The organism is Saccharothrix syringae, assembly GCF_009498035.1.
Lineage (GTDB): Bacteria > Actinomycetota > Actinomycetes > Mycobacteriales > Pseudonocardiaceae > Actinosynnema > Actinosynnema syringae.
Genome location: NZ_CP034550.1, coordinates 2368688 through 2380824 on the forward strand (window position 1 = coordinate 2368688; position 12137 = coordinate 2380824).

Sequence of the window (12137 nt, forward strand, 5' to 3'; positions counted from 1 at the left end):
TGTTGGTGGTGAGCCGGGTGAGCCGCCGGCTGCACGGTCCCGATGCAGATGAGCGGGCTCAGTGCCGGCAGCACGGCGAGCGCGATGGCGCTGAGGTCGAGCGCCCTGAGGATCGCCGGGACCGGCGTGTGGTCCCATCGGGCCGGGGAGAGGACTTGAGGGTCGCGGCCAAGCCCATGCAGGGCGGAACGGCCGCTCGGCTGTCCACAGCCCTCGTTCGACTGTTCGCAGTCCTCGTTCGACTGGTCAGCCCTCGTTCGGCCGGTCAGCCGTCGTTCGACCAGTCAGCCCTCGTTCGACCAGTCAGCCCTCGTTCGACCGGCCCCGCTGTCGGTGCTTGCCGGCATAATCGATTCAGGGGTCCCCTTGGCGGGGACGCCTGCGAAGCGTGGCCCTGGGCCGGCGAGGCGCGGACCTGCGAGGGGAAGCGCGGGCCCTGCGACTGGTTGGACTGAACCTGTGGTGCTGCTCGTCGTGTGAAGTGCACCGCTCGTCGGCTCGTCGGCGAGGCTTCACCCCGGACGGAGTTATCCTCGGTTCCTAGACCCGAGGAGCGTGGTTGAGCCAGGACATCGAATCCGCCGCCCAGTCGACGCCACCCGTGCCCGCGCGGCCCGCGTCGGCCACCCGGCGCGTCCGCGCGCGATTGGCCCGGCGCATCACCGCCCAGCGGGCCGCGCCGGTCAAGCAGGTGCTCGAACCGCTCGCGGCGGTGCACCGGGACCTGCACCCGAAGGCCGACCTGGCGCTGTTGCAGCACGCCTACGACGTGGCGGAGGAGAAGCACCGGCCGCAGCGGCGGAAGTCCGGCGACCCCTACATCACCCACCCGCTGGCCGTGGCCACGATCCTCGCCGAGCTGGGCATGGACACGACCACGCTGGTCGCCGCCCTGCTCCACGACACGGTGGAGGACACCGACTACTCGCTGGACCAGCTGCGCCAGGACTTCGGCAACGAGGTCGCGCTGCTGGTGGACGGCGTCACCAAGCTCGACAAGGTCAAGCTCGGGGCGGCGGCCGAGGCCGAGACCATCCGCAAGATGGTCATCGCCATGGCCAAGGACCCGCGCGTGCTGGTCATCAAGCTCGCGGACCGCCTGCACAACATGCGCACCATGCGCTTCCTGCCGCCGGAGAAGCAGGCCCGCAAGGCGCGGGAGACGCTGGAGGTGCTGGCACCGCTGGCGCACCGGCTGGGCATGGCGACGGTGAAGTGGGAGCTGGAGGACCTGGCGTTCGCCATCCTCCAGCCGAAGAAGTACGACGAGATCGTGCGGCTGGTCGCGAACCGGGCGCCGTCCCGGGACACCTACCTGAGCGGTGTGATCAACGAGCTGTCGCAGCAGTTGGAGGGCGCGCGGATCACCGCCAAGGTGGAGGGGCGGCCGAAGCACTACTACTCGATCCACCAGAAGATGATCGTGCGCGGTCGGGACTTCGACGACATCCACGACCTGGTGGGCGTGCGCATCCAGGTGGACGAGGTCCGCGACTGCTACGCGGCGATGGGCGTCGTGCACGCGTTGTGGCAGCCGATGCCCGGGCGGTTCAAGGACTACATCGCGCAGCCCCGGTTCGGCGTGTACCAGTCGTTGCACACGACCGTCATCGGGCCGGACGGGAAGCCGCTGGAGGTGCAGATCCGCACCTACGACATGCACCGGACGGCCGAGTACGGCATCGCGGCGCACTGGCGGTACAAGGAGACGCGGGGCACGCACAGCGGCAAGGCCGTCGAGGTCGACGAGATGGCCTGGATGCGGCAGCTGCTGGACTGGCAGCGGGAGGCCGCCGACCCCGGTGAGTTCCTGGAGTCGCTGCGGTTCGACCTGGCGGCCCGGGAGATCTTCGTGTTCACCCCGAAGGGTGACGTGGTCACGTTGCCGACCGGGTCCACGCCGGTGGACTTCGCTTACGCGGTGCACACGGAGGTCGGGCACCGGTGCATCGGGGCCCGGGTGAACGGGCGGCTCGTGGCGTTGGAGCGCAAGCTGGAGAACGGTGAGGTCGTCGAGATCTTCACCTCCAAGGCCGAGGGGGCCGGGCCTTCCCGGGACTGGCTTTCCTTCGCCGCTTCGCCGCGGGCCAAGGCGAAGATCAAGCAGTGGTTCGCGAAGGAGCGCAAGGAAGAGGCCATCGAGGTCGGCAAGGACGCGATCGCGAAGGAGGTCCGGCGGGTCGGGCTTCCCCTGCAGCGGTTGGTGTCGGCGGATTCGATGGGTGCTTTGTCCACCGAGCTGCACTACCCCGACGTGTCCGCGTTGTACGCGGCGGTGGGGGAGGGGCACACGTCGGCTCGGCACGTGGTCCAGCGGTTGGTCGCCCAGTTGGGCGGGGTGGAGCACGCTGAGGACGAGCTGGCGGAGCGGTCCACGCCGTCCACGGTGGCCCGTCGGCGGGTCACCGGGGATGCCGGGGTCATCGTCAAGGATGCCGCCGATGTGTGGGTGAAGCTGGCTCGGTGCTGCACGCCTGTGCCCGGGGATGACATCCTGGGGTTCGTCACCCGGGGTGGTGGGGTTTCGGTGCACCGGACCGACTGCACCAATGCCGATGAGTTGTTGAAGACGCCCGAGCGGTTGTTGGATGTCGAGTGGGCGCCTTCTTCGTCTTCGGTGTTCCTGGTGGCGATCCAGGTCGAGGCTTTGGATCGGCATCGGTTGTTGTCGGATGTGACGAAGGTGTTGGCGGATGAGAAGGTCAACATCCTGTCGGCTTCGGTGACCACTTCTCGGGATCGGGTGGCGGTGTCCCGGTTCTCCTTCGAGATGGGGGATCCCAAGCATTTGGGGCACGTTTTGAAGGCTGTTCGGTCGGTGGAGGGGGTTTATGACGTGTACCGGGTGACTTCGGCTTCCTGATTGTTTGGTTCACGGGCTTTCGGTTGGCCGCATCGGGGGTTCACGGGCGGGCGCTCGCCGCTGGGCAGGCCGCCGGGGGAAAAGCGGGCTCGTGCCCTCCCGCATGGCCTGCCGGAGGCAACCACCCTTGTCAAGGGCCCCGCGAAAAGCGTGCGGGACCCTTGACAAGCGCGGTAGGGCTGCGCCCAGGCCATACGGGAGACCACGAGCAACCCCCCAGTGAACGAACACGCCACTCCCGTACGTGGTCACGCTCCCACCGGCGTGTCATGCATTGAAGCCGGGCGAGTCATGCGTTTGGGGCGCGCGAGTCATGCGTTGGGGCCGGGCGTGTCATGCGTTCAAGCCGGGCGTGTCATGCGTTCAGACCGCGCGAGTCGAACGTTCAGGCCCGTCGTGTCGAACGTTCCGGGCCCCCGAGTTCTACGTTCAGGACCGGCGTGTCCTCCGGTCCGACACCGCGTGTCCTCCAGTCGGACACCGCGTGTCCTCCGGTCGGACACCGCATGTCCTCCACTCGGGCACGGTGAGTCGAACGTTCAGGACCCTCGTGTCGAACGTTCCGGACCCCTGAGTTCCGCGTTCGGGGTCGGTGGGGCGGCGTCAGCGAAACGTCAGTGGTGGCTGCGACCATGCGCTGTCGGCTTCGGCCGACGGGGAAGGCGCAGGGCCCGGCACCCACTGGGTGCCGGGCCCTGCGTGTGCTCCTGGGGTCTGGTCAGGCGACCGTCACGCTCTCGAACTTCACTTCCTTGTTCGGCTTGCCGCCGCCGGGGGACGGGTCGAACGAGCCGTCGTGGCCGGCTCGGGCCACTTCGTCCACGAGCTTCAGGCCGGCTTCGTCCACGCTGCCGAAGACCGTGTAGTCCGGGGACAGTTGGGCGTCGCCGTAGACGATGAAGAACTGGCTGCCGTTCGTCCCCTTCTGGGTTTCCTGGTCCAGGCCGGCGTTCGCCATCGCGAGGTAGCCGCGGCCGTAGGTGAGTTCCGGCCACGTCTCGTTGTCGAACGTGTAGCCGGGGCCGCCGGAGCCGGTGCCGGTCGGGTCGCCGCACTGCAGCATCTGCAGGCCCTCGGTGCCGATGCGGTGGCACGTGGTGCCGTCGTAGTAGCCCTGCTTGGCCAGGCTGATGAAGCTGTTCACCGTGCACGGCGCGAGGGCGCGGTCCAGGGTGAGCTTCAGCTCGCCGATGTTGGCCTTGATGGTGGCCGCCGCGGTGCCGGTGGACGGGATGCCGGTGGCCTCGGGGGCCTTGGTGCCCTCCTTCGACGCCGGTTCCTTGGACGCCGGGTACTCGCAGTTCACCGGGTTCGCCAACGCCGTCGGGCGGGTCGGCAGGGGCTTGACCTCGCTGGGGATCGTGATCGGCGCCGCGCTGGTCGTGCTGGCGGCCGCGGCGTCGGTGTTGTCGTCGCCGGGGCGGGTCGCCACGTAGTAGATGACGCCCGCGGCCACGATCACCGTGCCGAAGACCGAGACGATGGCGACCCAGCGGCGGCGCTTCGCGCGCTCGGCCCTGCGGGCGAGCTGACGTTCCAGCTTCCGCTTCGCCTGCTCGCGGCGCTGTACGTTGGTCGGCACCTCAAACCTCCCTGGCTCTCCCGTCGACGGCGACGATCGGTGAGCAGTCTAGGGGGCTCGTATATGGCTGGTGTGTGCCGGATAGGCTGGTTGGCGGGGTCCACAGGGATCCGTTGTCGATCCGTTGCCGTCGAGAGGTGATCCCGTGCTCGTGATCGGGTTCCCGACCGGCGCCCTCCAGGCCAACTGCTTCCTGCTGGCCACGGGCGCGGGCGGGCCGTGCGTGGTGGTCGACCCCGGCCAGGACGCGGCCGAGCCGATCGCCGAGGCGCTGCGCGAGCACCGGTTGTCCCCGGTGGCGGTGCTGCTCACGCACGGGCACTTCGACCACTGCTTCTCCGTCGCGCCGGTGTGCGACGGCAACGACGTGCCCGCGTGGGTCCACCCGGCCGACCGGGGGATGCTGGCCGACCCGCTCAAGGGCATGAGCCGCGAGTCGATGGCCTTCTTCGGCGGCAGGCTGGAGATGCGCGAGCCCCGCGAGGTGCGCGAGCTGGCCGACGGCGCCGAGCTGGACCTGGCCGGGTTGCGGCTGACCGTCGACCACACACCGGGCCATACCGGCGGGTCGGTGATGTTCCGCACCGGCACCGAGGAGGGCGGGCGGCTCGTGCTGTCCGGCGACACCCTCTTCGCCGGGGCCATCGGACGCACCGACCTGCCGGGCGGGGACCACCGCGCGATGCTGACGTCGCTGCGCACCAAGGTGCTGACGCTGGCCGACGACACGGTGGTGCTCCCCGGCCACGGGCCCACGACGACCATCGGCCGCGAGCGCGCGGGCAACCCGTTCCTGCTGGAACTGGGGCCCGACGCGCCGGCCGCACCCCACCGAGGACTGTAGAAGTGAGCACTTTCTCCGCGCCCAAGGGCGTGCCCGACTACTTCCCGCCGGTCTCGGCCTCGTTCCTGGCGGTCCGCGAGACCCTGGTCCAGGCCGCCCGGCTGGCGGGCTACGGCTACATCGAGCTGCCCGTGTTCGAGGACACCGCGCTGTTCGCGCGCGGCGTCGGCGAGTCGACCGACGTGGTCAGCAAGGAGATGTACACGTTCACCGACCGCGGCGGGCGTTCCATCACGCTGCGTCCCGAGGGCACGGCCGGCGTCATGCGGGCGGTCATCGAGCACGGCCTGGACCGGGGCCAGCTGCCGGTGAAGCTCGCCTACGCGGGGCAGTTCTTCCGCGCCGAGCAGCCGCAGGCCGGGCGCTACCGGCAGTTCCACCAGGTCGGCGTCGAGGCCGTCGGCGTCGACGACCCCGCGCTGGACGCCGAGGTCATCGCGGTCGCCGACGCCGGGTTCCGCGCCCTCGGGCTCACCGGGTACCGGCTGGAGCTGACCTCGCTGGGCGACGCCACGTGCCGGCCGCAGTACCGGGAGACGCTGCAGGCGTTCCTGGCGAAGCTGCCGCTGGACGAGGAGACGCGCCGGCGCGCCGAGATCAACCCGCTGCGCGTGCTGGACGACAAGCGGCCCGAGGTGCGGGCCCTGCTGACCGACGCGCCGCTGATGGTGGACCACCTGTCGGCCGAGTCGCGGGCGCACTACGAGCAGGTCAAGGGCTACCTGAACGACCTGGGCGTGAAGTTCGCGGAGAACCCGCGGATGGTGCGCGGGCTCGACTACTACACCAAGACCACGTTCGAGTTCGTGCACGACGGGCTGGGCGCGCAGTCCGGCATCGGCGGCGGCGGGCGCTACGACGGGCTGATGGAGCAGCTCGGCGGGCAGCCGCTGTCCGGCGTCGGCTTCGGGCTCGGCGTCGACCGGGCGCTGCTGGCCTGCCAGGCCGAGGGGCTGGCACCCGGTGACGTCGCTCGGTGCGACGTGTACGGGGTGCCGCTGGGCGAGGCGGCGAAGTCGCGGCTGGTCGCGCTGGCGGCGCCGCTGCGGGCGGCCGGGGTGCGGTTCGACCTGGCCTACGGCGGCAAGGGCCTCAAGGGCGCGATGAAGGGCGCCGACCGGTCGGGCGCGCGGTTCGCGCTGGTGCTGGGCGAGCGGGACATCGAGGCCGGGGTCGTGCAGCTCAAGGAGCTGTCGTCCGGCGAGCAGGTGCAGGTGCCCCTGGCGGACGCGGTGAACTCGGTGCTGGGGGCGTTGGGCCGGTGAGCGGGCACATCCCCCTGGACCTGCTGGACCCGAACGCGGTGCGCAGGCGCGCCCGCGGGGTCGCGGTCGGCGCGCTGGTCGTGGCCGCCGCGTTCGGCGGCGTCCTGGGGCTGCTCGCCGGTCGGACGGCCGGGCTGGTCACGGGCGCGGTGTTCGCCGTGCCCCTGCTGCTGCTGGCGGTCTCGGAGGCGCGGCGGCGCGTGTGGCTGGAGGGTCACGTGCTGTCCGTCCGCGCTTTCGGGACGCGGTCGGTGGACCTGCGCGGTGCCGACCAGCTCGACCTGCTGGTGACCGACGTGCGGGGGACGCGCACGGTCGGGCTGTTCGTGCGCGGCGGCGGCAAGGCGATCAACCTGGCGCTGGCCATCTACGCGGGGACCGGGGGGCGCGAGCAGGGCGTGCTGGCGCTGCGCCGGCTGGCCGACGTGCTGGCCGGGCGGGGTGACGCGCCGGGGCTGGTGTTCTCCGAGCTGCTGGTGGCGCAGCTGCGCGCGGAGGCCCGCGGGCTGGCCGCGGCGGACCGGCCGCTGTACCGGCTGGGGTCGATGGCGCCGGCGGGGCGGTTGGCGCAGAAGCTGAACCCGGAGGCGATCTCGCGGTTCGTCGCGACGCTGGACTGAGGCGGGGCCGAGGACGCGCTCGGCTGCCTCCTGCTGCCGGGGACCCCTGCGCGGCGCGGCCTCAATCGACCGACAGGCCCCACGTGCCCCTGGGCGGCGGGGGTGACTGGGTGGCGGTCTCGTCCGTGGTCGGCGGTGCGCCGCCGATGAAGCGGGTCAGGGACGACTCGTGCTCGACCCGCCCGGGGAACGGGTCGCCCGCGGTGCGGCGGGTCAGGTCGGTGACCGGCAGTTCGGCGTCCGAGGCGACCAGGACGAAGTTGCCGAAGCGGCGGCCGCGCAGGACGGCGGGTTCGGCCAGGACGCACGCGTGCTCGAACACGGCCCGCACGGTGGCCGCCTGGGCCTTGGCGAACGCCAGGTCCCGGCCGTCGCCGATGTTGGCCGTGTAGACGCCTCCCGGGCGCAGCGCGCGGGCCGCCAGGGTCACGAACTCCACCGACGTCAGGTGCGCGGGGGTGCGGGCGCCCGCGAACACGTCCATCACCACCAGGTCGAACGCCGCCTCCGGCGCCTTGGCCAGCACGGCCCGCGCGTCGCCGTTGCGGATGCGCAGGCGCCAGGTGCGGTCCAGCGGCAGCACGCCGCGGACCAGGTCGACCAGGGCCGCGTCGATCTCGACCACCTGCTGGCTGGAGCGGGGGCGGGTGGTGGCGATGTAGCGGGGCAGGGTCAGCGCGCCGCCGCCCAGGTGGAGGGCCCGGATCGGGGTGCCCGGCTCGGCCACCAGGTCGGTCACGTGGCCCAGCCGGCGCACGTACTCGAACTCCAGGTGGGTGGGGTCGTCCAGGTCCACGTGCGACTGGGGCGTGCCGTTGAGGCACAGCGTCCACGCCCGCGGGACGTCCGGGTCGGGGACCAGTTCCGCGATGCCCGAGTCCACCTCGCGGCTGATGGTCTCGTCGGCCTTCCGGATGCGTCCCACGTCGGACAACCTATCCCGGCAGGGCCCGCGCGCCGTGCGGCCGGTCGACCACCCGGGTCGGTGGGACCCCCGTGGTCCGGCTGGGTGCGGTCCGCAGCATGCCCGTACGGTACCCACCCCTACCAGGGGGGCGGGTGTGGATTTCACTCGTCGGTGGGACGGGGACGGGTCCGGGGGCGCCGCCACGGGCCCTTGGCCGGGTCGTAGCCGGTGCGCAGGTCGCCCACCACCCGGTGGTGGCGCAGGTCCGGTTCCCGGTAGGGGGTCGGCGGCGCGACGGCCTCGACGGCCTCGGGCTCCCCGCCACCGGCAACGGCCTCGCGGCCCGCCACGAACGCGGCCAGCGCCGTGGTGATCGGCACCGCCGCCACCAGGCCGACGCTGCCCACCAGCGTCCGCACCACCTCCTGCGCCACGTCCTGCGCGGTCAGCACCTCGGCCAGGCTCCGCCCCGACAGCGAGAACGCCAGCAGCAGCGGCAGCGCCGTGCCCGCGTACGCCATGACCAGCGTGTTCACCACCGACGACAGGTGGTCCCGGCCGATCCGCGACCCGGCCGCGTACAGCTCCCGGAACCCCAGCGCCGGGTTGGCCCGCCGCAGCTCCCACACCGCGCTGGTCTGCGTCACGGTCACGTCGTCCAGCACGCCCAGCGCGCCGATGATGGTGCCCGCCAGCAGCAGGCCCCGCGTGTCGACGCCCGCGCCGAGCAGCGACACCAGGTTGGCGGTGTCCTGGTCGAGCCCGGTGAGCCTGGAGAACGCCGAGAACGCCGCGCCCAGCACGCCGATCAGCACCAGGCTCGCCAGCGTCCCCAGCACCGCCGTGGACGTGCGCGCCGACACCCCGTGCGTCACGTACAGCACCACGAACATGATCAGCCCGGCGCCCACCACGGCCACCGGCAGGGGGCTCTCGCCGGCCAGGATCGCGGGCAGCACGAACACCACCAGCACCAGCAGGCTCAGGCCCAGCGCGCCCAGCGACGCCAGCCCCTGCCACCGCCCCAGCACCAGCACCGCCGCCGCGAACAGCACGCCGAGCAGCAGCAGCGGCGTGCCGCGCTGGAAGTCGACCAACTGGTAGGACGCGCTGCCGGCGGGGTCGCCGCCGCTGAAGGACAGCACCACCGCGTCACCGACCGCGAACGACGGGGTGCCCGGCTGGTCGGGCACGGGCACCTGCACGTCCCGGCCGGCCGCCGCGCCGTCGGTCATCCGCACGGTGACCAGCACGCAGCCGGTGGCGCCCGGCTCCCGCGCGTCCGGCCCGCACCCGCCCCGCGCCACCGCGGTCACGTCGCCGCGCACCGGCACCTGCGCCAGGCCCACCTCCGCGCCGGTGCGCTGGTCGTGCCCGAACGGGTAGAGCACCAGCGCGCCGACCACCGTCGCCAGCACCAGCGGCAGCAGCAGGACCAGCAGCAGGGTGCGGACCTTCCGGGAGGCGGGGCCGGTCGGGCGGCCGTGTCCGTGGCCGTGCGCGGCGATCAGGTCCTTGACGTGCACGGCGCACATACTGCCCGACGCGCCCCCGGCGTCCGGCATCCGGACGTTCCGGTGCGGATTTCGCGCCGACCACTTCAACCCGGGCGGTCGCGGTGCCAGGCTCTGGCACGTGACCACGAACTGGACACCCAACCACGGAGAGCCCTTCGACCCGGTGCCCTACCGACCCGCCCGGATGCCGGTCGAGGAGTCCCTGCGCGCGGCCGCCGACCTGCGCGCCCGCATGGACGCCCGCCGCACGGTCCGCATGTTCTCGCCCGACCCCGTGCCGGAGCGGGTGGTGCTCGACGCGATCGCGGTCGCGGCCACCGCGCCCAGCGGCGCGCACCAGCAGCCCTGGACGTTCGTCCTGGTCCGGGACCCGGAGGTGCGCCGCCGCATCCGGGAGGCGGCCGAGGAGGAGGAGCGGGTCTCCTACGCGGGCCGCCTCGGCGAGGAGTGGCTGGCGGCGCTGCGCCCGCTGGGCACCGACGACGTCAAGCCGCACCTGACCGACGCGCCCGCGCTGATCGTCGTCTTCCAGCAGCGCTACTACCTCGACGAGCACGGGGTCAAGCGCAAGCACTACTACGTCGACGAGTCGGTGGGCATCGCGGTCGGCATGCTGCTGACCGCGCTGCACCTGTCCGGGCTCGCCGCGCTCACCCACACCCCCTCGCCGATGGGCTTCCTCGGCGAGGTGCTCGGCCGCCCCCGCAACGAGAAGGCGTTCGCGGTGGTGCCGGTCGGCTACCCGGCCGACGACTGCGTGGTGCCCAACCTGGTCCGCAAGTCCCTGGACCAGGTCCTGGTCACCGTCTGACCGGGAGCGGGTCGGCGAACCGGAAGTGCCGGGCGAACGCCTCCCCGCAGGCCGCCAGGGCCTGCCGCAGCCGCTGGTCCGGCGACCCCGTGACCAGCCGCCACGGCACGCCGCGCGCCTCCAGGCCCGCCCGGAACAGCCCGGTCATCCACGCCCGCAGGTGCTCGCCGTCCCGCCAACCGTCCTGTTCGAACGGCACGCCCTCGTGGTCGGTCAGCAGGTACAGGGCGGGGCGGTGGGCGTCCGGCGCGATGTCCGGGCGCGGCGCGCCCAGGTAGCGGTGCCCCCACACGGTGGCCGCCCACGGGTCGTTGTCGCACACCAGCACCGGCCCGGTGACCGCCGCGTCGGCCAGCTCCCCCTGCCGCCGGGCCACGTCCTGGAAGTCACCGACCGTCCACACCAGACCGTCGACGGTCGCCGCCGGGTCGAACGCCCGGGCAGCCGCCAGCTTGGCCTCCGTGTGCGCCCGGCCGTACTCGGGCACCCACGGCGCGCCCAGGTGCTCGGCGAGCCGCCGCGACAGCGTGGTGGTGCCGGTGCTCTCCGCGCCGAGCACCACCACCCGGGCGCACAGGCCGACGCGGGTCGCCCGGGCCAGGTGGTGCCAGTGCGCCCGCGGGTCGGCCCGCACCGCGGTACCCGACACCGGGAACGCCGACCGCTCCAGGTCCACCAGCACGTGGCGCGCGCCCAGGCGCTTGGCCATCTCGTCGCCGTAGTGCTCGCTGGAGAACACCGCGTCCACGGCCGCGCCGGCCGGGTCGCCGTCGGCGATCGCGCGCCGGGCCAGCACCGCCCGCGCCACGCCCATGTGCAGCTCCCACACGGCGTCGCTGCCGAAGTCCATCTCGTGGTCGTCGACGTCGCCGAGCACCACCAGGCCCGGCGTGCCCGCGTGCTCGGCGCGCAGCCACGCCACCCGGTCGGCCACCGGGATCGACTCCGCGGCCGACGCCAGCACGGTCACGGTCGTGCGCCTGCTCCGCGCGGCCGCCGCGCGGACGAGGTTGTGGTGCCCGGCGTGGGGCGGGTAGAACTTGCCGAGCACCAGTGCGTGGTCGAAGTCGGTCACGCGGCGACCCGCTCGTCCGCGCGCAGCGCCTTCGTCCAGTTGCGCAGACCCAGCACGCACAAGGCCATGAAGCCGACGTAGAGGATCGATGTCAGCCACAGGTCCTTGTAGGCGTACAACGGGACGTAGATGACGTCCGCGGCGATCCAGAGCCACCAGCACTCGACCTTCTTGCGGGTCTGGCCCCACGTCGCCAGCAGCGAGAGCGCGGTGGTCGCCGAGTCGGCCCACGGCACGGTGGAGGAGGTGAACGAGGTGAGCACCCACACCAGCAGCAGGGTGCCCGCGACGCCCGCCGCCAGCAGCGCCCACCACTGGGTCGCGGTGGTGCGGCTCACCGGCAGCGCGGAGTGGTCCTCGCCGCCGCGCAGCCACGCCCACCAGCCGTACAGGGCCAGTGCGATGTAGACGACCTGCAACCAGGAGTCCGCGTACAGGCCGCTGGTCGCGAACAGCACCAGGAAGGCGAGGTTGTTGAGGATGCCGATCGGCCAGTTCCAGGGGTTCTGCCTGGCGACGAGCCACACGCACAGGGCGCCGGTGACGAAACCCGCCACCTCTCCCCAGCTCGTGGTGACACCGGCGAAGGTGACCGCGGGGGTGTTGAAGGGCCACAGGATGATGTCCAGCAACGACACGGGAACTCCGTTTGA

Annotated in this window: 10 protein-coding genes; 5 read left to right on the top strand and 5 right to left on the bottom strand. The window is 72.4% G+C overall.

The window, feature by feature from the left end:
* Positions 1 to 559: 559 nt before the first annotated feature.
* Positions 560 to 2863 carry a RelA/SpoT family protein gene (locus EKG83_RS11200; RefSeq protein WP_153278011.1) on the top strand — a complete coding sequence of 768 codons (2304 nt, stop codon included), beginning with the start codon at positions 560 to 562 and terminating at the stop codon, positions 2861 to 2863.
* Between the two features lie 718 nt (positions 2864 to 3581).
* Here EKG83_RS11200 and EKG83_RS47630 read toward each other — a convergent pair.
* Entirely contained in the window at positions 3582 to 4445 is an 864-nt protein-coding gene (locus tag EKG83_RS47630) for a peptidylprolyl isomerase (protein ID WP_033434472.1), read from the bottom strand.
* Between the two features lie 145 nt (positions 4446 to 4590).
* On the opposite strand from EKG83_RS47630, the gene EKG83_RS11210 reads away from it, so the two are divergent.
* Genes EKG83_RS11210 through EKG83_RS11220 form a run of 3 tightly spaced genes read left to right on the top strand, consistent with a single transcriptional unit; the run spans position 4591 to position 7174 of the window.
* Positions 4591 to 5289, top strand: a complete 699-nt coding sequence (locus EKG83_RS11210; RefSeq protein ID WP_033434471.1) for an MBL fold metallo-hydrolase — start codon at positions 4591 to 4593, stop codon at positions 5287 to 5289.
* A 2-nt stretch (positions 5290 to 5291) separates the two neighbouring features.
* Entirely contained in the window at positions 5292 to 6554 is a 1263-nt protein-coding gene (gene hisS / locus EKG83_RS11215) for a histidine--tRNA ligase (protein ID WP_033434470.1), read from the top strand.
* On the top strand, positions 6551 to 7174 hold the full coding sequence (locus tag EKG83_RS11220; protein ID WP_033434469.1) for a hypothetical protein: 624 nt from the start codon (positions 6551 to 6553) through the stop codon (positions 7172 to 7174). The genes hisS and EKG83_RS11220 overlap by 4 nt, the downstream gene beginning before the upstream one ends.
* A 61-nt stretch (positions 7175 to 7235) precedes the next feature.
* On the opposite strand, the gene EKG83_RS11225 is transcribed toward EKG83_RS11220, so the two are convergent.
* Together EKG83_RS11225 and EKG83_RS11230 are read right to left on the bottom strand one after the other, a co-directional pair.
* Entirely contained in the window at positions 7236 to 8099 is an 864-nt protein-coding gene (locus tag EKG83_RS11225; RefSeq protein WP_033434468.1) for a spermidine synthase, read from the bottom strand.
* Between the two features lie 143 nt (positions 8100 to 8242).
* Positions 8243 to 9616 carry a YibE/F family protein gene (locus tag EKG83_RS11230; protein WP_051766735.1) on the bottom strand — a complete coding sequence of 458 codons (1374 nt, stop codon included), beginning with the start codon at positions 9614 to 9616 and terminating at the stop codon, positions 8243 to 8245.
* 166 nt (positions 9617 to 9782) lie between these two features.
* Between EKG83_RS11230 and EKG83_RS11235 the strand changes: the two genes are divergently transcribed.
* Positions 9783 to 10409, top strand: coding sequence for a nitroreductase family protein (locus EKG83_RS11235; protein WP_084716997.1), 627 nt, complete (start codon positions 9783 to 9785; stop codon positions 10407 to 10409).
* Here EKG83_RS11235 and EKG83_RS11240 read toward each other — a convergent pair.
* Positions 10399 to 11484 carry an AAA family ATPase gene (locus EKG83_RS11240; RefSeq protein ID WP_033434466.1) on the bottom strand — a complete coding sequence of 362 codons (1086 nt, stop codon included), beginning with the start codon at positions 11482 to 11484 and terminating at the stop codon, positions 10399 to 10401. The genes EKG83_RS11235 and EKG83_RS11240 overlap by 11 nt on opposite strands.
* Entirely contained in the window at positions 11481 to 12122 is a 642-nt protein-coding gene (gene pnuC / locus EKG83_RS11245; RefSeq protein ID WP_033434465.1) for a nicotinamide riboside transporter PnuC, read from the bottom strand. Before pnuC ends, EKG83_RS11240 begins: the two co-directional genes overlap by 4 nt.
* Between the last annotated feature and the right edge of the window lie 15 nt (positions 12123 to 12137).